The 21,399-nt window shown below is 45.5% G+C and carries 10 protein-coding genes; 1 reads left to right on the top strand and 9 read right to left on the bottom strand.

Annotation, left to right across the window (positions count from 1 at the left end):
• Positions 1 to 77: 77 nt before the first annotated feature.
• The 8 genes from FEM33_RS19160 to FEM33_RS19125 form a co-directional block, all read right to left on the bottom strand.
• On the bottom strand, positions 78 to 1,673 hold the full coding sequence (locus FEM33_RS19160; protein WP_161597193.1) for a RagB/SusD family nutrient uptake outer membrane protein: 1,596 nt from the start codon (positions 1,671 to 1,673) through the stop codon (positions 78 to 80).
• A gap of 90 nt (positions 1,674 to 1,763) precedes the next feature.
• A complete protein-coding gene (locus FEM33_RS19155) occupies positions 1,764 to 4,796 on the bottom strand; it encodes a SusC/RagA family TonB-linked outer membrane protein (protein WP_161597192.1) in 3,033 nt (1,010 codons plus the stop codon).
• A gap of 704 nt (positions 4,797 to 5,500) precedes the next feature.
• Positions 5,501 to 6,646, bottom strand: coding sequence for a Gfo/Idh/MocA family protein (locus FEM33_RS19150; RefSeq protein ID WP_139013608.1), 1,146 nt, complete (start codon positions 6,644 to 6,646; stop codon positions 5,501 to 5,503).
• 281 nt (positions 6,647 to 6,927) lie between these two features.
• Entirely contained in the window at positions 6,928 to 11,526 is a 4,599-nt protein-coding gene (locus FEM33_RS19145; protein WP_139013607.1) for a PQQ-dependent sugar dehydrogenase, read from the bottom strand.
• Between the two features lie 780 nt (positions 11,527 to 12,306).
• Positions 12,307 to 12,912, bottom strand: a complete 606-nt coding sequence (locus FEM33_RS19140) for a hypothetical protein (RefSeq protein ID WP_139013606.1) — start codon at positions 12,910 to 12,912, stop codon at positions 12,307 to 12,309.
• A 558-nt stretch (positions 12,913 to 13,470) separates the two neighbouring features.
• Positions 13,471 to 14,571 carry a mannonate dehydratase gene (locus FEM33_RS19135; protein ID WP_139013605.1) on the bottom strand — a complete coding sequence of 367 codons (1,101 nt, stop codon included), beginning with the start codon at positions 14,569 to 14,571 and terminating at the stop codon, positions 13,471 to 13,473.
• Between the two features lie 46 nt (positions 14,572 to 14,617).
• A complete protein-coding gene (locus FEM33_RS19130) occupies positions 14,618 to 17,200 on the bottom strand; it encodes a M1 family metallopeptidase (RefSeq protein ID WP_139013604.1) in 2,583 nt (860 codons plus the stop codon).
• Between the two features lie 27 nt (positions 17,201 to 17,227).
• Positions 17,228 to 18,220 (bottom strand): esterase-like activity of phytase family protein, encoded by a 993-nt coding sequence (locus FEM33_RS19125; protein WP_139013603.1) that lies wholly within the window; start codon positions 18,218 to 18,220, stop codon positions 17,228 to 17,230.
• A gap of 173 nt (positions 18,221 to 18,393) precedes the next feature.
• On the opposite strand from FEM33_RS19125, the gene FEM33_RS19120 reads away from it, so the two are divergent.
• Positions 18,394 to 20,757: a S9 family peptidase gene (locus tag FEM33_RS19120; protein ID WP_139013602.1), complete on the top strand. Its 2,364-nt coding sequence runs from the start codon at positions 18,394 to 18,396 to the stop codon at positions 20,755 to 20,757.
• A 44-nt stretch (positions 20,758 to 20,801) separates the two neighbouring features.
• Here FEM33_RS19120 and FEM33_RS19115 read toward each other — a convergent pair whose 3' ends face one another.
• Positions 20,802 to 21,179, bottom strand: coding sequence for a hypothetical protein (locus FEM33_RS19115; RefSeq protein WP_139013601.1), 378 nt, complete (start codon positions 21,177 to 21,179; stop codon positions 20,802 to 20,804).
• Positions 21,180 to 21,399 lie beyond the last annotated feature (220 nt).

Here is a 21,399-nt window from a genome sequence, read left to right as displayed (position 1 = left end):
AAACAAAAAAAGACCGTTTCAATACAAGAAACGGCCTTTTAACTTTGAAAAATCAGCAATCAGATGCTTTCGGCTTATTAATAGCCGGGGTTTTGTTCAAGTCCCCAGGTTTGTACTTCGTTCAGCGGTATCGGCAGAACAGGAACCGGATTTACGCTTCCGGGAATGGAATGCGCCATTGCACGGGTTTTGACATCGCCTGAAAGCGAGTTCATGTAAGTGCCCGTACGAACCTGATCCCAGAAACGAAGCTGCTCCATACCCAGCTCAACGCGACGCTCGTGCAGGATTGCCTGCAGTAAAGCCTGTCCTGTAACGGCGCTTGTAATGTCCGGCAATGCAGTAGCAGGAATGTTGGTCGGATCGTATGTCGAAGTTCCCACTTTGGAGCCTTTCGGCAAAGTCGATTTGCGTGCCCTCTGACGGATCATATTCACGGCTGTACGTGCTTCGGTTTCGTTTCCGATATGCGCAGCAGCTTCTGCTTTCATAAGCAATACTTCCGCATAACGCATTTTGCGGATGTTCTGGCCGGATGCCGATGCCTGTGCAGGCTGTACAATGGCTGCCTTGCGGTTCAGGAAACCGGTCATGTTTTCGTCGGGATAGCTTACTTTCTGCACTACGCCGAACAGTACGTCATTATTTCCGTACAAGGTCATGGCTTTGCGCGGATCGTTTGGTTCAAAGGCGGATGCCAGGTTAGCAGTCGGATTGTTGAAACCCCAGCCCCATGTAGAACGGTTATTCTGGATTACGTTGTTCGTTGTTCCGGTCTTGATCGTTCCCCAGGTTTGTCCTGATTCCTTTGCCTGCACTTCAAAGATCGATTCGATATTGTTTTCGCTTTCTTCATCGAAGATGGCCGCATAGTTAGCAGTAAGGCCGTACTGACCGGATTGCGAAATGGCGTTGGTCAGGTCGTAAACTTCCTGCCACGTATGATTGTTGGTATTGTCCATTCCAAGCTGATACATGATGGCACGCGCAAGATAGCCGCGGGCCGCACCTTTGGTTGCACGTCCCAGATCAACAGCCGTATACTGGTTTTTTTCAGGAAGCAACTGAATCGCCTGTTCCAGATCCGCTTCTATGAATGCATACGTTTCTGCCAGCGTCGATCTTTTGGTAGCGGAATACTCAGAAGTTTTTACAGGTTCTGAAAACAAAGGCATTCCGCCGAACAAACGCGCAAGATAAAAGTAATAGTACCCGCGCAGGAAATGCGCTTCACCTTTTACACGGTTTTTCAGCGTTTCACTGATCGGAGCCGTTTCAATGTTTTTCAGAACCCAGTTGGAACGGTAAATACCGATCCACAGGTTTCCCCAAACCCCGGAAACCGGGCCGTTCGTAGGCAATGCGCGCCATTCTTTAATATACTGAATATCCAGAAAGTCACTTGGCGTGCTTCCTTTTTCTGCATCGTCCGACAATACATCACCGAACATCCATTCGTAATTGTGCGGCAGGTAATTCCCCAGACCATCGTTTCCTTCGTCGTAGGAAGCAGCGTCATAGGCGGCATTGATGGCAAGCAGGGTGTTTGTGGAATCGGAAAAATAGTTGGTATCCGTTTCCCGTCCGAGCGGCTCTTTGTCAAGAAAATCATTACAGCCCTGCAACAGCATGGTGGCTGTTAACATAAGGCCAAGAACTTTATATTTTTTCATTTTTAAAATCATTATGCTGTTAACATTTGTCTTTTCCTTTAAGCAGCATTGTTATAGAAGTGCCGTTCAAAGGATTCAGACAAGGATTTATTAAAAGTTTACGCTCAATCCGATACGTCCTACGCGCGGCTGCGGGTATGCACCCATGTCCACACCGAAGTTCAGCGGATTGTTGTTGAATTCACCGATTTCAGGGTCCATTCCCTTGTATTTGGTGAATGTGAAAAGGTTATCTGCCGCAACGTAAATTCTCAGGTTGCTGATGCGTGCCTTTTCAAGTACCGTTTTTGGCAAGGTATAACCCAGCGTAAGGTTACGGAAACGAACATAATTTCCGTTGCTTACAAAACGGTCACTGAACTGGTCGTTGTTGTTCGGGTTCAGCTGCGTCATGCGGGGCTGGTCTGTATTGGTATTTTCAGGGGTCCAGCGATCCATGCGGCTTGCTACGGAGTTGAACATACCGTTTGCATTGTTCATCCAGTGGCCGAGACCGTTTACAAGCTCCACACCGGTAACGCCTTGTAAAAAGAAGCTCAGGTCAAAGCCTTTGTAACCCAGACTGGTATTGAACCCGAATGAGAAACTTGGCGTAGCGCTTCCAAGATACGTACGGTCTTTGTTATCGATCACACCGTCATTGTTCAGGTCCACAAATTTTACGTCGCCCGGCTTTGCGTTCGGCTGAATCGGTGTTCCTTCTTTTGTATAGGCATCCAGATCCGCCTGCGTTCTGAAAATTCCGTCTGTTTTCAGTCCGTAAAATACGGCGATTTCACGTCCTACTTCCGTACGGGTTGTTTGTCCCAATCCGTTTACATCACCGCCTGCAATCGGTTCGCCGCCGCCAAGATCCGTTACCCGGTTCAGGATTTTGCTTGCATTGACTCCGATATCATAGGTAAAATCTTTTACTGAACTTCTGTAATTCAGGGCAAGTTCCACCCCTTTGTTGCTCATGCTTCCTGCATTCACGTACGGAGGACCTACGCCTGCGAATACCGGAATCGGAACACGCACGATCATATCGGATGTGTTCTTGATGAAGTAATCCGCTGTAAGCGAAAGACGGTTGCTGAAGAAACCGGCGTCGATACCAAAGTTTGTACTTGTGGTCGTTTCCCATTTAAGATCCGGGTTGCTTGCGGTTGTCGGAGCAAATCCCTGAACGGCATTGTCACCGAATACGTACATGTTGTTTCCTGAAACCGTAGTTACATAACCGTAATTGGCTGCGCTGTTCTGGTTACCAACCTGTCCCCAACCTGCACGTAATTTCAGCTGGCTGATCGCAGGAATGCTTTTGATAAAAGATTCTTCTGCAAGGTTGTACCCAAGTGCAAACGACGGGAATGTTCCCCAGCGGTTATTAGGCAGAAAGCGGGAAGAACCGTCTCTTCTTAACGTGGCTGTCAATAACAGACGCTCGTCAAAGTTATAGTTCACACGTCCGAAATACGACTGGATCGACTCGTCAGACTGGCCGGTTTCCAGTAAGTAATCCGTGCTTTTTGTTGCGGAAAGGTACCATTGCGATTTGTCGTTCGGAACGTCCAGTACAGTCAGACGCATATCGCTGAATGTCGAACGCTGGCTTTCAATACCGGCCATTGCCGTAATGTTATGCTTTCCGAAAGTCTTGTTATAAGTAAGATAATTGGTCCATACCCATCCAAGCGTTTCGCCTCTTCCTTCGCGGAGGCTGCTGTGCTGGCGCTGGTCATCGTTGGCAAGATAATACTGAGGCAAATAGCGCTTGTCATGCGTTGTAAGCCAGTTCATACCGAATTGCGTGCGGAAAGAAAGATCCTTGCTGATTTTGGCATCCAGAAAGAAGTTGGAATTCACCAGCGTCTGATAAGCCTTGTTGTTTTTGTATTCGCTTACGATACGTGCCGGGTTGTATGCGCCTCCTTCAGGAACCGGACGTTTTCCCCAGAAATTGGTTGCCGGGTCCCAGGCTTTCGCCAGGGATGAAACCGATAAAGCACTTGTAAGCACGCCGCCGTACTGATCGCCGAAATAGGGCGTTCTGTCTGTACTCGCATATGCCGCAGAAATACCCGCGTTCAGCCATTTGGTTACGTAAAAATCATTGTTGAAGCGAAGGAACAGCTTTTTCATCGGCGTATTTTTCACAATACCCTGCTGATCAAAATAAGTTCCTGTAAGGCTGTAACGGTGTTTTTCATTACCGCCCATGATATTCAGGCTGTAATTCTGCATAACGCCTGTCTGCATCACTTCATCCTGCCAGTTGGTTCCTTTTTCGCCGCTTTGTTTGAAACCGTTCAGCGTCTGGTAAAGCGTTCCGTCTGTCGGCAGAACCGTTCCGTCATTGGCATAAGATTCCAGTCTCAGCGTAGCATACTGGCTTGCGTTCAGCAAATCCACTTTGTTCCAGGCTTTCTGAACGCCTGCGTAAGCATCAAAAGAAATTTTCGGTGCGCCGCTTTTTCCTCTTTTGGTCGTAACCAGAATCACACCGTTTGCACCGCGCGAACCGTAAATGGCCGTTGCAGAAGCATCTTTCAGGATTTCCATGGACGCAATGTCGCCCGGAGCCAGAAAGCTGATATCGTTGGTCTGAAAACCGTCCACAACATACAATGGATCGCTGTTGTTAATGGTACCGACCCCCCTTATACGTACACGGACACCTGAACCCGGCTCACCGGACTGGCTTGTGATATTGACGCCGGCCACGCGGCCCTGAATGGCCTGAAGCGGGTTTGCTGTTGCAATCTGCGTGATCTGTTCTGCTTTTACAGACGCCACAGCACCTGTAATATCACTTTTTCTTGTCGTACCGTAACCGACTACAACTACTTCATTCAATGCACGTTCATCCGACAGCATTGTAATTGCAAATACGGTTTTTCCATCCACAGGCACTTCCATGGACTTCATACCAACCGAGCTCAATACCAGTGTGGTGGCATTCTCCGGCAATCCAAGGGTAAATTTCCCTTCTACATCCGTGGTTGTTCCTATTGTTGTACCTTTTACTACGATTCCTACTCCGGGAAGACCTTCCCCCTTTTCATCCGAGACTGTCCCGCTGATATTCTGGCTTTGCGAGAAGGCCATGAGCCAGCTTACCAGAATAAGTGAGACAGTCATACATGCACTTTTGAACATACTTATGACTTGTTATTGGTTTGTGATTTATAATACAAATTAAGATACTTTTTCGATCCAAAACATAGTACTATTTTAACTATTTCTTGAAGTACGATAAAGTGCCAACAAAAATATATTTTGTTTAATCCTAGTTAGTATTGAAATTGTATTATTCTTACAGCTAAAATAGTACAAATCAAAGAGCAACTTAAAATTTTATAAATCTCACGGAAGTTAACTATACGTAATACTATTTATACAAAAATATTACAGCTATTATATAGATGTTAATACTTTCATATACTTCACGATTTTACCATCTGCGTCTTTTTCAGCCTGAATTTTCTGAGACTTGTTGTTCAGACCATATTATATTCTGGCAATCCTGAATTTGCCTAATCGTTTAGGACCGTCTGAAAACACAGTCTTCAAAGCATCTTTCAAAAACCACAGCCGATATTGCGGAAGTATCTCGTCATTTCTGGGATGCGGTACTAATTGACGGATTGTGTGGCTCAAAATGTAATCCAGTTTTATCTGCATATAACCATATACGATTTCAAAGCAGAAAACCGGTGAGCATTTTGATAAATTTTATGGAATTCGGAACCTCAGGGATAAGATAATACCATAAAAACAGGCAGCATGCTTTTATATTCATGCTGCCTGTTTTTATCAGACAATATTTTTTCAACAGATTTTAATTATGACAATTTCAGCGGCACAGGCTTTCCGGTGCGGGCAGCTTCATAAATGGCCATCAGGATTTTCACATCGCGCAAACCCATTTCGCCCGGTACCCGGGTCGGTTTTTTGTTGGCCACGCAATCTGCAAAATCATCCATTTGCAAGGCCTGCTGATTTACGTTTTGTATATCCATATCGCCCTTGCTGGTTTTGCCTTTCAGCCCGTCGTACCCATATGCCGGATCCAGCTCAAACCAGCCTTTTTCCGCTTCTGCCCTCAATGTATTTCCCTGTTCTGCATAGCTTGTATGACAGTTTGCAACGGCTCCTCCCGGAAATTCAAGCTGAAAATCAATGGACTGCTCAACTTCGGCAAACCGGCTTACATCCGTTTTCGCACCTTCCTTGGCAGAAACGCTGACCGGATTTTCACCGACTGTGTAAAGAGCTCCCTGAACGCAGTAAATTCCAAGATCCATCAAAGGTCCGCCGCCGGCTCTTTCCCTGTCCAGCCGCCATGCTCCGGCTTCCATTTCCTGACTGTCTATGGCAATGACTTTTTTAACTTTTCCGAAGGTTTCTTTACTGCCGTAATTTGCCATTGCTATGTTATGCGGTTCAAAATGAAGCCTGTAACCTATCGACAACATTTTGCCTGCTTCCTTGCAGGCTTTAATCATCGCCTCACAGTCCTTTACGGATGTTGCCATCGGTTTTTCACAAATTACATGCTTGCCCGCTTTTGCTGCCCGTATTGTATATTCCGCATGCATGGAGTTCGGCAGAACAATGTATACAATGTCAATATCCGGGTTATCTTTTATAGAATCGAAATTCAGATAGTTGTAGACGTTTTTATCGGGTATATTGTATTTTTCCTTCCATTTGCCAATTTTATCGGGCGTGCCGGTCACGATTCCGGCAAGCCTGCAGTTTTTTGTTTCCTGCAGTGCGGGGGCAAGCTGCTTTTCACTGTACTGGCCCAATCCGACCAATGCGATGCCAAGCTTCTTGGCCTGTTTGTTATCTTCTGCCGGCTTGTTTTCAGCGGAGATCAGAGACTCGCTTAATGCGTCAAAGCTTAACATACTTAATCCCGGAACAGCAACAGCCGCTTGTCCCACTTGATGCAGAAACTGACGTCGTTTATAAGTTGATTTCATAACCTGTTGATTTTAATTGTTTTCAGTGTTCAATTGTCTACCTTGCAGCTTACCAATATTTATGCCAGAATAATTTGAGCGATTCCGGAAGTAGTTCGCAATTCCTGCTTTCCGCTGATTTTGTACGAGTTTTACAGCAAAATCAAATATGGCCCGGCAGTAACGTTGTCTTTCTTGACATCGGCAAATGCAGCCCGGAACTTTATTTTTTGAGGAATAAAAAAAGAGGGCTTTGTAAGCCCTCTTTGCTGTTTAAAATCACTTTAGATACCGTCCTCTCACTACTTGATCCGTCTTTTACCGGTCTCTTTGGTGCTTGCCGTCACTTCCGGCTCTGCAACTGGTTCCGGTTTCACACGCAAAAGGGTAATCCGTGCAGCAAGGTTCGGGCTGTCGTTCCAGTTGTACTCGATTACATACAAGTTGCCGTTCACCTGATCTTCCACAATATCCAGCGGGTTTCCAAAACCGGATGCGCCGACAAGGCCGTTATTTCCTGAACCGGTATTGACCTTCACAATATCATAAATACTGTCATCCGCCGGATTATCCGTTTTCACCAGGGATCCCGGTTCCATGACGGCAATATCGCCACCGCCTGAAAAGCGGCAAACCAGTAACTTGCCTTTCAATGCACCGTTGAAAGTATTGCTTTTGTACTCGATTACGCCATTCGGAGACTTGTTGAGGCCAAAATTATAACCCTGACGGTAATTCGGATCGGCTGTTACCGATGGCAAGTAGAGCGGATTGTCTTCATGGCCTCTGTTGATCACATACTCGCCTCTCAACGGGTTCGGATGGCCAAAGTAACCGATCGGTCTGTTCGGGTTGATCCTGAAAAGCCAGTCGTTCTGCGCCTTTATACCAAACGTTGCCGGAATTTCGGGGCCGTGGTAAAAAGTACCGTCCGGTTTTCGGGTACCAGCAACGGATTCGGGTGAATTACCGCCGCCCCCGGAACCGTTCGTTGGAAGGTAAAGCTGTCCGTTGGTATGCCACAGCAAGTCAAATGCATTGCGTATGCCGGATGCGTAAATTGTCAGCGGCGCACTGCTGCCGTAAGGATTGTAAGTTCCGTCCCGCATGGTTGCAGCCTTTGCCGGCGCCTTGTTGATAATGCTTTGATCCGACGTTGTAAGTACATTCAGCGGCAGTTTGAAGCCTTTCAGCTTTTTCAGGTCGAGCCGCAGAATGGTTCCTGACAAAAGACTTTCGTTCCGCTGCCAGTCTTCGTCATAGGAACCAGCCGAGCTGTTGCTGCCCTGCGACATGTACAAAGCGCCGTCCGGCCCGAAAGCAAGACTGTTGATCAAGTGATCCCGTTTTGACCTCGGGAGCCTGATGATCACCAGCTGCTCCTTTTGCAGCTCCGGTCCTTCCAGCCGGGAGATGTTGCCGTCGAACGCCGGTGCCACGGAAAGACCGGGCGATGAATGTGAAATCCAGAGTATCAGGTTGGATGGTGTCGATTTTGGGTCAAAAGCCAAACCTACCGCTGAACGGTTGCCATACTTTTTCACAATCGTATTGATCGTTTTCAGATTTGACAGCATTCCGTTTGAATGATTGATATCAAACCTTTCTACGATACCGTCGAGGCGGAGCGCGTAGAGCCTGCCGTCGGGACCAATTGTCAGCGAACAGTATTTTTTATTTTCCGTACCCGGAATCCCGACTTTAATAAACTGGGCATTCAGGAAATTGCTGGAATCAATCTTCGCCTCATCCGTTGTAAAAGTAGCCTCGTACGGAGCAAATGACGCCCCGGTATAAGATTTCACACCGGAAGTAATCACGAACTTGTAAATTGTATTCGGTTCCAGGCTGCCGACGGGTGAAAAGCTGATGGCATCACCGCCGCCCGTTCCCTGTACAACGCCGTTGACCGAAGTGGAGACATTGTCAGAAAGCTTGAAAAGTTTGACAGTATTGTTGGTGATCGTGGAATTGTCCACGCCTCCTTTAAAGCCTTTTGCTTCCGGAACATTCAGGTTATTTGCCGCAATGCTTACCGTATTCAGATCCACCTTTACCGACCCGTTTAGCGGGTTGGACGATACGACGTAAGGTCTGGAAGGATCAACGACATTCAGCAGTATTTCAAATTCCTGGCCTGTAAACTGCGGAGAAGTGGCTTTTACAAATGCCTTGTAAATACCAACCGGCAGATTTTCAGCTTTTGAGTAATCAAAAACAACATTCGGCTGGATTCCTTTCGGATTCGGATCGTATTTCAGCCAGCCCGGCAAACCCTGACAGTACCGCACAGAAATCTTGAATGAACTGGCCAGATTATTGGAACTGCCCAGAACGATTGATGTCGAACTGTTTTCCTTTATTCCTTTTTTAACAATGATGTTCTGGTTTTTGGAAGCCCAGTACACGTAAGGATCAATACTGACAGGGACAATGTTTGTAAACGTGATTTTGGTACTTGTTCCGCCGTCTGCATCAATGGTCAGCAGCTCGTCTTTTACATTCACCCGTACCGTAACCGTTTTAAACCGGCTGATCGTACCTTTTTTTCCGTTTGGTATAAATCCTGAAATGGCTTTTTTCCCTTCCACATTAATGGAATGTTTTTCAGGTTTTTTATTGGGATTTCCGTCGCCAACCGAAACCGTGACATCATAAACCCCGTTAGGCACTTTCATTTCCCAGTAACCTTCTTCCTTTACGCCCGGCCAGTAATCATTGTCGATATGCACGGCCTGCATATGCATCAGCGTCGCAAGCAGCACATCTTCGGGCGTATAGCGGTTGCGTCCGTTTGCAGTCAGATCGAGCAGGCTTCCGTCGGCACGGTTTTTCCAGCCAAACTGAAACCCGGCACCCTGATGCGCGCCGCTTCTTTGTCCGAACGGCTGACCGTAATCTTTAAGGTAACCCACAGGCGGGATGGATTCTGAATCCGCAAAATCAATGCTCACTTTCGGAGCATCAAGCGGTTCCACCACATGCAGGTCAATAAGCATCGTAGCTGGACGAAAGCCGCCTCCGGTACGCGTAACCAGAACCTGATAATTGCCCGGTTCAAGGTCAGAATTGATATTTTCGGGCCCGAGCTGCAGGGTATTGGAAACGGTTTGTGGCAATGTAAGCCAGTCCGCCTTTGTTTTGGACAAACGGAAAGTGGCATTCCCGGAACCTGCATTCAGGTTGATTGTCTGCGGAATAACCGGTTTGCCCTTTAAAACTGTAAAACTGATCTTGTCCTGCGTAAAAGCAAGCTTTTTAGCCACACGTGGTTTGACGGTAAAGTGGTATGTTCCGGTCACCGTTTCATTATTGCTCGCATCAACGGCTTTTACCTTGAGGCTGTATTCACCTTTCTTTTTTATGACAAAAGGAATGGTGTAATCCTGGAATTTACTGTCATTCAGCGCATACTGAAATTCACTTAAACCGGAGCCGCCTTCGTCGGAAGCAGAAAGAAACAACCTGACCTGTTTTTCGTAAATACCCCGCGAACGCTTTTTTCCTTCAAACCTTGCGCTGGCAACCGGAGCAATGGTATCTACTGCCGGTACAGCCGGATTAATGGTTATATAATTCATTTTGGTATTGAGCCCGCCCAATGCATCCACTGTCAGTTTACCATCGTTTACCGCAACCGTAGCTGTTCCGATGCGGTATTGATCGGCTTTGGAGGAAGCAAAATCACTGATTGCAGGCAGCCCTTCCACATTGATCTGATGACGGCTGTTGTAATATCCGCTGTCACCGGCGCTTACCGTAACCCTGTAAAATCCATTTGGAACCGAAAATTCCCATGCGGCATTTTTTTCTTCATTGTCCGTGTTCTGCATTTCCACAGCAGCAAGCGGCATGCTTTTATCCGTTCCTTTTCGGCGCGGGTGCACTTTGTTTTTAACACTTACCGGCTGTTTAGTTTTTGAGCTGACCCAGCCGTATCTCCGCGATTCATCATACGGCAGGCCGAAATCAGCAATATGCCCGTTCAAAACCGCAATGCCTTCAGGCTGAAAATCGGCATGGATACCCCGGAACAAGGTAACGTTTACATTGTTTACAGCAAAGTCATCAAAATGGTTGTCCGGCATCAGTGAAGTATTTCCGCCGGAAGTATACACGCCTGCGTAGACCGTACTGTCCATGATGTTCAGTTCACTGATGTCCAATGCCGGGGAAGAATATGACGAACCTGTGTTCACGTAATTTACACCGTCGGTCGAGTAAAAACCTTCAACCGTTTTGGCAGCGGGATCTATAACCATTTTTAAACGCAGTGTCTTTGAATCAAACCCGCCGGCTACTTCTGTTATGCGCTCATTATTTCTGCCATTCAATGCGTCAGCAGACGAAGGACGCTTTTCTTTCGTCAGTCCGATTTTGTTTCCTGCAACGCCGAGCTTGATGAATGTCTTGTCCTTAAGTCCGTAAAAAAGGCCGCCATGCTGAGCTGAAACTCTTTCCGGATCGGTCACATGGACTTCCAGCTGCATTTTCTTTTCAGCCACGACATTTACACCCAGCACATTCACCTCTTCATCATCATTCTCTTTTTCCGCAGCAGTATGAACGGCTTCGGGTTCATTTTCTTCAAAAGTGATCGGATTCTGAACATATGCATCCAGGTTGTGACCGGACCTGCCAAGCTGCGAAAGACGATTTGTTTCTTGGCCGGAAACGCCTTTATTCGTTATTGTATCTTCAGAAACCGGCTGATGTTCCGGCCATAGGGAAAGGGATTTTTCTTCAGAATTAAAGTATGGTTTTACTGAAACTTTATTTTTACCAAATGCAGATATAAAGCAAATAAAATTGAAAGAGATACTTAAAATAACCAGAATCACCCATTCCTGCGAAAAGCGTGACCTGAAATGAAAATGTTTAGTGTGCCTAAATTTTATCATGGTAAATTTTCAAGAGATTGATGAGTAAAATGCATTTATATGTCCGCTGGCCTAAAATCCCGCCCATTCATGAATAAAGAATTGCGGGATCAGCTAACGATCCTGATGAAGTGTGAGTTTGGAATTGCAGTATGCGCAGGCATTAAAGAATCAAATGTCCGAATATAACATGGAAAGACATTTACGCTTGTATTAAATATAGATGGAAGAGAGAAAGACCAGAAATTGAAGAATTGGTTCATAGAATTGTTTATTAACAACTGTGTCCGTTATGGTTTGAAAATCAGGCTAAGCAAAACTGATTTTAGTGTTGGAACTGTCCCTCAATAATTTACCAAGGAACTTCAAAATGCCATGTGGAGGTTAATTAATTTAATCAAATTTGCACAGAATTGAGACAACTATAAATATCAAGGTATTCAAACGGACAAATGTACTGATAAAACAGACATTAGGTTTGTTTTATGTGACAAAAATAACGGACTGATTCGCCGTCGTATCATGAAAATGTACAATTAATATGGCAAGTTCTTTATCCGGTATTCCTGTTCCTGAACGTATATCTTTTTTCATCTGATTTTAATTGAATTTTGCTTTTACGTGCCTCATTATACGCCCAAAATTAACATTTTCAGGATTTTCGAACTGCAAATTAAAATCAGGAACTATAATGACTTTGATCAGTTTCCGCGCACGGAACCGGAGATTATCAATGCGGTATAACAGAAACGTTGGAAATAACCTTTTCAGATCATTCCCAACGTTCATTGATGTAATTTATCAGGATTTTAGGCCCAGTGATGATAACAAGCTGTTCTGGGATCTGATTTCATTTTTCCTTTTTTCAACTACTTGCCGGATCATGTTCTCCAGCCCGGAATTAAACTCCAGAAGTTCGGCTTTGAGATCACTTTGCTGCTGCATAAGGTCCGTTACGTAGTTTTTGTGTTCATGGATTAAAACTTTGGAAGTTTTGCCGTAAACCGGGTATTCTATTGTTAATTCACCGATTTTAGGATCGACTGTCCATTCTTCGGACTTTATGCTGTTGTTTGATGAAACTCTGCATGCCAGCAGATTGACATCGCCTTCAAAAGGGATGCGGTATTCGATTACATTCACTTTTATTTTCATTTCAGAACCGCTTCCGGGGCGAAGTACCGAATTGGGAAATATCTTACTGCTCGTTCTGGATTCCGAACGGGCAAAATGGATTTCGGGTATACTGAGTTCTTTGCCGGTTTTCAGGTTTTTTACATGACCTTCAATCTGATCATCTGCAAAATATTCCTGCGGCCATTTGTTGATCTCTTGATTAATCTCCATGCCGATTTTGTAAAATAATGAATTTGTATCGTACAAGGAAAACAGTTTGACTTTTCGCATGATCTTAACATTAATAATGAATTGGATACAACGCTTCCTTTTTCAGATGCATTTACGCTACAAAAACCGTTCTAGAACGCGTTTTGTGCAACGTATACCGGTTTGATTTTTTATATAAAACCGGAAGCAGCCTATTTTCTGATCATTTAAATTGCCGGGAATGCTGAAGAAGCTATTGAATATCATTTTAAATAATAACATTGCTCAATTGTATGCGTACATCTTCTGAAAACGTAATTTAATAAAGCTAAAAATGGTTCAGGAATTAATTTCAATAACCGTTTTAAGTTAAAAACGGCAAGAATGTGTTTATTCTGACTGTATTCCGTAGAAAGTAAATTTGACACAAAACAGGCGTTGTACGCATGTGTGAGAACACACAAACAGTTGCACATCAAAATGGCAGATCAGCCCGGACGATCGGGGATTCTTCGCAAACACAGCATGGTGGGTGTAAATCCGTAAGGCGGAACAGCAGACAAAACCACAATCAACTGGTTAAGCCCGGCTTAGCTTCATCCATTGAAATGATCCGGAAATTAATTTCTATAATTCTTTTCAACCTTTTGCCACCGATTCGATCAGCCCGCGCATGTAGCCGATTGCAAACAATGCACCGATATTGCTGTAACCCGGATGTTCATTACTGTCTTCGGACATGGTCGGCACGTGATCCGGACGGATCGGACCTTTGAACCCGATTTCATAATACGTTTTCATAGCTTCATACATATCCGTTTTTCCGTCATCGTGGAACGTTTCCTCGAAATTCTGACGGTTTCCGCGCACGTCCCTGAAATGCACAAAATGGATTTTTTCGCGTTTGCCGAAATATCGAATTACGGACGGAATATCTTCGCCCATGGTTGCAAAAGTGCCCTGACAAAGCGTAATGCCGTTGCTCGGACTCGGAACAATTTCAATCAGCCTTTTGAATGCATCAGCGGAAGTCATGATCCGCGCAATGCCGCGAATGGAATCCACCGGCGGATCATCGGGATGCAGCGCCAGTTTGACACCGTGCTTTTCTGCTTCGGGCACAACGGCTTTAAGAAAATATTCCAGATTTTTCCACATTACATCCTTTGTAAACGTGCCGTAATCCGTTACAGACAAATCTTTTATATCTTCATAATCGAAGGCACTCACCAAAGCGCCGCCTCTGCTCGGCCGGTCCATCGTCGTTCGTGCCCAGCTGATCACCGGCATCCAGTTATAGCAAATCGTATCAATGCCTGCTTTGGAAAGGTTCTTGATCAGACTGATGAAGTTGTCGATTTCCTGATCTTTTCCTTCCAGTCCAAGCTTTGTTTTCTCGTACAAAGCCGGCGGGCCTTCGATAACCTTCAACTTCAGACCTGCATTTTCCCACGCTTCCTTAACAGCCTTAACTGCAGCATAATCCCATGAATTCACATCCGAAAGGCCGACACTTTTTGGATTGATCCCTCCTACCGCGCCAAGGACTTTCATCTGCTTCGACAATTCGATCCGGCGCTTGTCCATTCCGAAAAAATGCGCAAGACAAAACTGCATTCCGCCGTCCTGCACGTATTCCTTTTTAAGCAGCGATGTGTTGTTCAAGCCAGGCTGACCGGAAACGGTAACAGCGGCAAGTGCGGCACTGTTGCGTATGAATTTACGTCTGGAGCTTTCCATGGAGTTAAGTTGAATTTTCTACTAAAAAGCAGATTCAGGCTCCCGGCTACTTTTCATGATCCGCATCTCTTTGCAATCTCACCGCACGGTTCAGCACATCTGTTGCCTGCAAGACTTTGTTTTTCAGATAAGAAGGATAATCAGGATTATCGTGTAAGAAATCCTGAACAATTGCTGCGGCTTCCGTGGAATGATGTCCCGCAAAAGTCGTGTTCATCCAGCGCGTCGGAAAGAAAATATCACCCGTCAGCTGGATTTCCTGAAGCATGTCCAGCGAAGGCCGCAAATACGGAATGGCACTTTTCGCCCTCAAAGGATGATGAAGGTAAGCCAATGCTTCCAGCACCCAGGCTTCTTTCTCGCGGTTTTCAGGTTTTTTCAGCGACTCAAAAAATGCATTGCGCTCGGCTGTATTTTTGCTCAGCGAAGGAATGACAAATTTCAGCTTTGCTTTGCGGTCCGGATTTCTGGTATTTTCCAGTTGTTTGTTCAAAATCTGATTGTTGTCTCCGTTTCCTTTCAAGGCCAGTTCGCAGGCCAGCGAAATTTTATCATCTTCCGATAAAACGAGATCTTTCACAACCAGCTTGTCATTCCAGAGTAATTCCAGCTTACGCAGTCCGTCCGGCGTAAGCGCCACGTTTTTGAATGCCCGGAAATAGGATGTTTTGATGCCCTTGTCTCCGGTTTTTTCCAGTAAATCCCAAAGGACATGTTCTGCTTTATCCTGTAAAAACGACCGCTTATCCTGACCAAGAAACGTCCACCAGACTGTTTGCATATCGGAAAGCAGGTAATCCACAAGCAACGGATTTTCTTCCTTCGGTAAAATGGCGAAGATATCATTTACCAATTTTTCGGATGAAGGCCCGTCACCATGAAGAAAGGATTCCCAGATATTTACAAGCATGGCGCCTCTGAAAACCGGATTGGTCCGGACCGTATCCGCCGTTTTATTATAGTTCCGGATGAAGTCCGCTCTGCTCGCAGTATCCATTTTGAAATAACCATAACTTACGCCGTTATGATTCGGAAAAACCAACGTTCCGGGTTTTATGGCAACTGTATTAATTTGCTTGTCTGTAAGAGCAAAAACGGTGTCGTGATAAGTATTGTCCTTTTTCCATTTTACCGAAAGCGGCTGCTGCCATACACGGCCTGAAACGGAGTCATTTGCCTGAACAACCTGCATTTTTCCGTCGTTAGTGACAAAATCATAGGCGGGCATTCCGGGCGTTTTCACCCATACTTCACTCCATTCTGAAATATTCTGCGGTGTTTTCTTGTCAATAATCCGGATCAGATCATCCCAGCGTGCATTGCCGTAGGCAAATGTTTTGAGGTACTCGCGCAAACTTTCCTGCATCCTTTTTTCCCCGATTTTGAGTTCAAGATGCTGCATGACAACCGGTGCTTTCAGGTAAATAATGGCCCCGTACAGCGTGCCGGCATTTTTCAGGTTTCCAAGTTCCTGAAGAACAGGATTGGTGCCCGCACTTCGGTCCACTTCATATGCGCCGGGATAATGCGCCAGCAGGAAGCGCAGCCGGTGATTGATTTCCGGAAAACTCGGATGAACGATTTTGGCTGCCATGAAATTGGCAAAAACTTCTTTCAGCCAGACATCGTTAAACCAGTCCATCGTCACCAGATCGCCAAACCACATATGCGCCGATTCATGCGCAATCACGCTGGCTCTTGACAGTTTTTTGTTAACCGATGCATTTTCATCCAGAAACAAAGACGATTCATTGTAAAACACCGAACCCGGATGCTCCATGCCGCCATACTGAAAAGACGGGATCAGAACGAAGTCAAACTTTTCGAAAGGGTAAGAAACGGACGTGTAATTTTCCAGCCACGACAACGCTTTCGCATGCAGCGAAAACACTTCATCGCTGTTTTTCCTGACTTTAACCGTATCCGTCTCGCGGTAATACATGGTCATTTCACGGCCGCCAATTGTCTTCGCCGTTTTAAAAAACTTGCCGGCAGCAAATGCAAAAAGGTAGGAACTGATCGGCTTTGTTTTATTGAAATGATAAATATTCCGGCCATTTTCCGACCTTTTGTATTGCAGGCTTCCGTTGGAAACCGCTTCCCAGTTTGCAGGCGTTTTCAGCGTCAGCGCATAAGTAGCTTTCAGGTTGGGCTGATCGAAAAGCGGAAAACAAGTGGAAGCGCGGTCGGGAACAAAAAGCGTGTACAAATATTCTTCGCTCCGGTTCAGCGAAAGATCGCCCGCAACAAACTCTACAAAGATTTCATTTCGTCCTTTTACAAGACTGGCAGGTTCAATAACAATGTGCTGATTTACAAATTCATAAGGGATTGCTTTTCCTTTTGCCTGCACCGAAACCACATGTGAACTGTCGGTACTGAAATCCAGAACAAGCGCAGAATCCAGTGAATGCAGGTTAAATGAAATGCGTTCTTTGCCTTTGATCCGCTCGTTTTTTCCAGTCGGAATGTCCAGCTCGATTTCATAATGAATACTGTCAATCGTCTTTTTTCGCTGTTCGTTCAATGAGTAGGAAACCCCTTTTTCCGGCCTGTAACGCTTATTTTTTTTACAACTGAAAACAAGAAAAATACCGGCAATTAAAATGATGCTAAAAGGAAACCTCATGAAAAAACAATCGTTGATATGATTATGTTACTTGTTGCGTACAGCCGCTTCCTTTTCTTCCAGTAAAATGATTTGGGTCCGCTGTTTGTTTTTGGCGCCGGGATTGTCGTCACTGATCACAACGAGCTTTCTTTTCCCGTTTTCAGACGGCCACCAGGCCATTCCTTCCAGGTTATCGGGCACAAACTTCATTCCGGTATTGAAATCAAAAGCAGGCGCCGGATCTTTCTTCAGATGCAGGCCGTCGGCTGTAACCTTCCACAATTTAGCCTTAATTTTGTTTGTACCACCATTTCCTTCGTCAAAACATCTTTCCAGCACCAGCAGCTCGTCCTCACTTACGGTTAATATTTCCGAAATTCCGCCCCGGGTTTCCACCGTTCCGTACGGGCATCCGCTGCGGTCAATGACGTAGCTGTAAGTCTGAAGCTGCTCATAATTTGAATCCCTGTAGAATTTCAGGAAATGAATTGTATCGTTCCCGACTTCGGTTTCTCCTTTCCAGCCGACTTCCGGCGCAACCCACACGTTCCCGTTTTCCGTAACCGCAATGGCTTCAATGCCTTTGTTATCAGCAGGAAGCGGCATGGGCGGAACCAGGTAAAACGGGTTCGGTCTTGTCGGCGGAAAAGATTCATAAACAGAAACCCAGGTTGTAGTGTCCGCATTTTCGTCATTTGCCTTGTACTCGTTTTCAATGGCAAAAAAATAATTGCCCGTAACGGCGTCGTACCGCACGGATTCAAACCAGTTCCGGTTATTTTTCACAAGCGAAGCCGTACTTTTCCGGTCAAAATCCCGGATATTCTGAATGCTGTCAAAAACAAAATAATTTCCGCGGTCACTCGCCAGATGCCACTGTTTTTTGGAAGGAATATATTCAATGGCCGAAATGCCGTGCAGCAGTCCGGCGGGTTTCAGAGGAAGAATGGTGCTGTCCGAAAAGGTAAACTGCATGGACTGTGCTCCGCAATGAAAAACCCGGAAGATAATCAGAAGGCTCAGAATTGTTTTTTTCATGGTTAAAATGATCCTTGTTTATGGCTAATTTTTTATAAAATCCGTATTGCTGAAAATTTATCAGCATATTGGGCAAAGATGATGAAATATTTAAAAACAAGGCTTTCCGTTCACTAAACAGCATTTTCTATCTTTTTGCCCAGAACTTTGCGTAAATACAATCCTTTAACTGCATGAATTACCGCATCCATTTTCTCCTGTTCCTGCTTTTTGCAAATGCCTCGCTTTCGGCACAGTCTCTTGCTCCGCTCACTGTTGAAAAAATCATGAGAGATCCCAAAATGTGGATCGGAACCTCGCCTTCGGATATAACCTGGGCGGACAATTCGGCTTCGGTTTACTTTGACTGGAACCCGGATAAAAATCCGGACGATTCCTTATATAACTATTCGCTTGCCACTAAAAAAATCAGCAAAGTCACGCTCGAAGACCGCAAAAGAATGCCCGGGAAAAACGGTGTTTATAACCGACTTCATACCGCAAGACTGTATGAAAAAAACGACGATATTTTTCTGGTCAGCTACAAGGATTTCAGCATTCGGCAGCTTACAAACACAGTCGAGAAAGAACAGGACCCTGAATTTAGCGGCGATGAAAAAAGTGTGGTTTTCAGGCGAGGCAACAATCTTTTCAGTATTTCGCTTGCATCCGGGCTTTTGTCGCAGCTGACGGACTTTAAAACCGGCCATAAAAAGTCCGAACCAAAGCCGGATGCGTCTGAGAAATTTCTGGAAGCCGAACAACTGGCGCTTTTCAAGGTTTTACAGGAAAGAAAAAGCAAAAAAGATGCAGGCAAGAAAATTTCGGAAGCAGAAAAACCCGCGTATCTGAAAGAAATTTATTTAGGCGAAAAAACCGTTTCCAATCAGCAGGCAAGCCCGGACAATCGCTTTGTAACGTATCGCCTGACCAAACCGGATAAATCTGCCAAAACCACAAACATTCCGGAATACGTCACCGAATCGGGCTTTACGGAGGATATTCCGGGCAGGACAAAAGTCGGGGCGCCGGCTTCGGAATATGAATTCTGGGTTTATGATGTAAAAAAAGACACGGCCCGGATGGTTAGTGTAAAAGACATTCCGGGCATCCGCAATAAGCCGGACTTTCTTAAAGATTATCCGAAACGGGATACAGCCCAAATCGACAGAAAAGTCATTTTTCACGGTCCGTACTGGTCTGAAAACGGGCAGCAGGCCGTGGTGATCATCCGTTCAACCGACAACAAAGACCGCTGGATTATGGCATTTGACCCGGATTCGCTTTCGCTGAAATTACTGGACAGGCAACGCGATGAAGCATGGATCGGCGGGCCGGGAATCGGAAATTATCCGTTGAGCCCAGGCGTTTCCGGCTGGCTCGACAATCGTACTTTTTATTTCCAGAGCGAAGAAACAGGCTATTCGCACCTTTATGCCATGGATGTTGTGACGGGTGTAAAAACAGCTCTGACAGCCGGAAAGTTTGAAGTACAGAACGTGATACTTTCTGCCAATAAAAAGCATTTCTATTTGATAACCAATGAAGTACATCCCGGCGAGCAGCATGTATACCGAATGTCGGCCAAGGGCGGAAACCGCACCCGCCTTACGCATAATCCCGGCGCGCATGAAGTAACCTTGTCACCGGATGAAAGGAACATTGCACTTCGCTATTCCAACAGCAACACGCCGTGGGAACTGTACATCATGAAAAACCCGAAATCCGGCGAAATGGCCAAACCGGAACAGATTACCCATTCCACTTCCACAGAATTCAACTCTTATGCCTGGCGAAAGGCAAAAATTGTGACTTTCAAATCGAGTGATGAAAAAGAGGTTTATGCAAGAGTTTACGAACCTGTGAAATCAAACGGCAAAGCGGTGATTTTTGTCCACGGTGCGGGCTATCTCCAGAATGCGCACCATTGGTGGAGCCAGTACTTCCGCGAATATATGTTCAATAATCTTCTCACCGATCTGGGTTATACCGTGCTGGATATGGATTACCGCGCAAGTTCCGGCTACGGACGCGACTGGCGTACGGGAATTTACAGGCATATGGGCGGAAAAGATCTGACGGATCATACGGACGGAGCCAAATGGCTGATCAGCAATTACAATATCAATCCTGAAAAAATAGGGATTTACGGCGGTTCTTACGGCGGATTTATCACATTAATGGCCCTGTTTACAACTCCGGACGTTTTCAGGGCCGGCGCCGCTTTGCGGCCCGTAACAGACTGGTCGGCCTATAATCAAGGATACACCTCCAATATCCTGAATCTCCCGCAAACAGACAGTCTGGCTTACAGAAGAAGTTCACCGATTTATCATGCGGCCGGTCTGAAAAACCATTTGCTGATCTGTCACGGCATGCTCGATGTGAACGTGCATTATCAGGATGTAGTGCGATTGTCGCAAAGGCTGATCGAATTGGGAAAAGATAACTGGGAACTTGCCTCCTACCCGATGGAAGATCATGCATTTACAGAAGCCTCTTCGTGGACGGACGAATACAAACGGATTCTGAAGTTGTTTGAGGAGCAGTTAAAATAACAGCCGGCACAAGTTGCATGTGCCGGCTGTCTATTTTTATATTTTTAGGCAGCGTGACTGACTTTGCGTACAAGCGGAAATCCGCCGTAATATTCCCATAAGTTTATAATGTAATTTCTTTCACTTACGGTATGCAAATTGAAATCAATCAGGATTTCACCTTCCTTGATACGGCTCTGAAAATAGGCTGCGTATTCGTCCGACATGACCGAACCCGAGAGCGCCCGGAAACCGCCGTCGGTGAAATTGCCTGCTACAACCAGCGAAAGTCCGGGAATGGCAACGAACCTTCCGAACACATCCAGTGCATCGGAAATACTTGAAATTTCCGGTTCCCTGCCGTTTTCTCTGAATGAGCTGCTGTTCAGGTAAAAATCTATATCATGCTGAGTAAAAAGCTTTTGATGCGTTTCTTCTGACATGATGAGGGTTATTTCATATGGTTTGTAACCAAATTCCAGTAAAGCGTGATATGCGTTATCTGCGTCTTGGATCGTGGAAAAAACACCGGTAATTGTGCACTGCCCCCAAAAAGTTAGACACTTCTTGGGGGCATTTTTTATGGGTAAAAACAGAAAATTCAGTGTAGAGTTCAGACTAACGATTGTAAATGCTTATCTGAACGGAGATAGTATTAAAGGA

The sequence above is a fragment of the Dyadobacter flavalbus genome (assembly GCF_006149045.1).
Lineage (GTDB): Bacteria > Bacteroidota > Bacteroidia > Cytophagales > Spirosomataceae > Dyadobacter > Dyadobacter flavalbus.
Note: the sequence above shows the minus strand (reverse complement) of the source record. Positions and strands in the feature narration are given on the sequence as shown.

Coding starts and splice junctions, on each gene's coding strand:
- FEM33_RS19160 (WP_161597193.1), bottom strand. CDS start 1,673: ATGAAAAAATATAAAGTTCTTGGCCTTATGTTAACAGCCACCATGCTG.
- FEM33_RS19155 (WP_161597192.1), bottom strand. CDS start 4,796: ATGACTGTCTCACTTATTCTGGTAAGCTGGCTCATGGCCTTCTCGCAA.
- FEM33_RS19150 (WP_139013608.1), bottom strand. CDS start 6,646: ATGAAATCAACTTATAAACGACGTCAGTTTCTGCATCAAGTGGGACAA.
- FEM33_RS19145 (WP_139013607.1), bottom strand. CDS start 11,526: ATGATAAAATTTAGGCACACTAAACATTTTCATTTCAGGTCACGCTTT.
- FEM33_RS19140 (WP_139013606.1), bottom strand. CDS start 12,912: ATGCGAAAAGTCAAACTGTTTTCCTTGTACGATACAAATTCATTATTT.
- FEM33_RS19135 (WP_139013605.1), bottom strand. CDS start 14,571: ATGGAAAGCTCCAGACGTAAATTCATACGCAACAGTGCCGCACTTGCC.
- FEM33_RS19130 (WP_139013604.1), bottom strand. CDS start 17,200: ATGAGGTTTCCTTTTAGCATCATTTTAATTGCCGGTATTTTTCTTGTT.
- FEM33_RS19125 (WP_139013603.1), bottom strand. CDS start 18,220: ATGAAAAAAACAATTCTGAGCCTTCTGATTATCTTCCGGGTTTTTCAT.
- FEM33_RS19120 (WP_139013602.1), top strand. CDS start 18,394: ATGAATTACCGCATCCATTTTCTCCTGTTCCTGCTTTTTGCAAATGCC.
- FEM33_RS19115 (WP_139013601.1), bottom strand. CDS start 21,179: ATGTCAGAAGAAACGCATCAAAAGCTTTTTACTCAGCATGATATAGAT.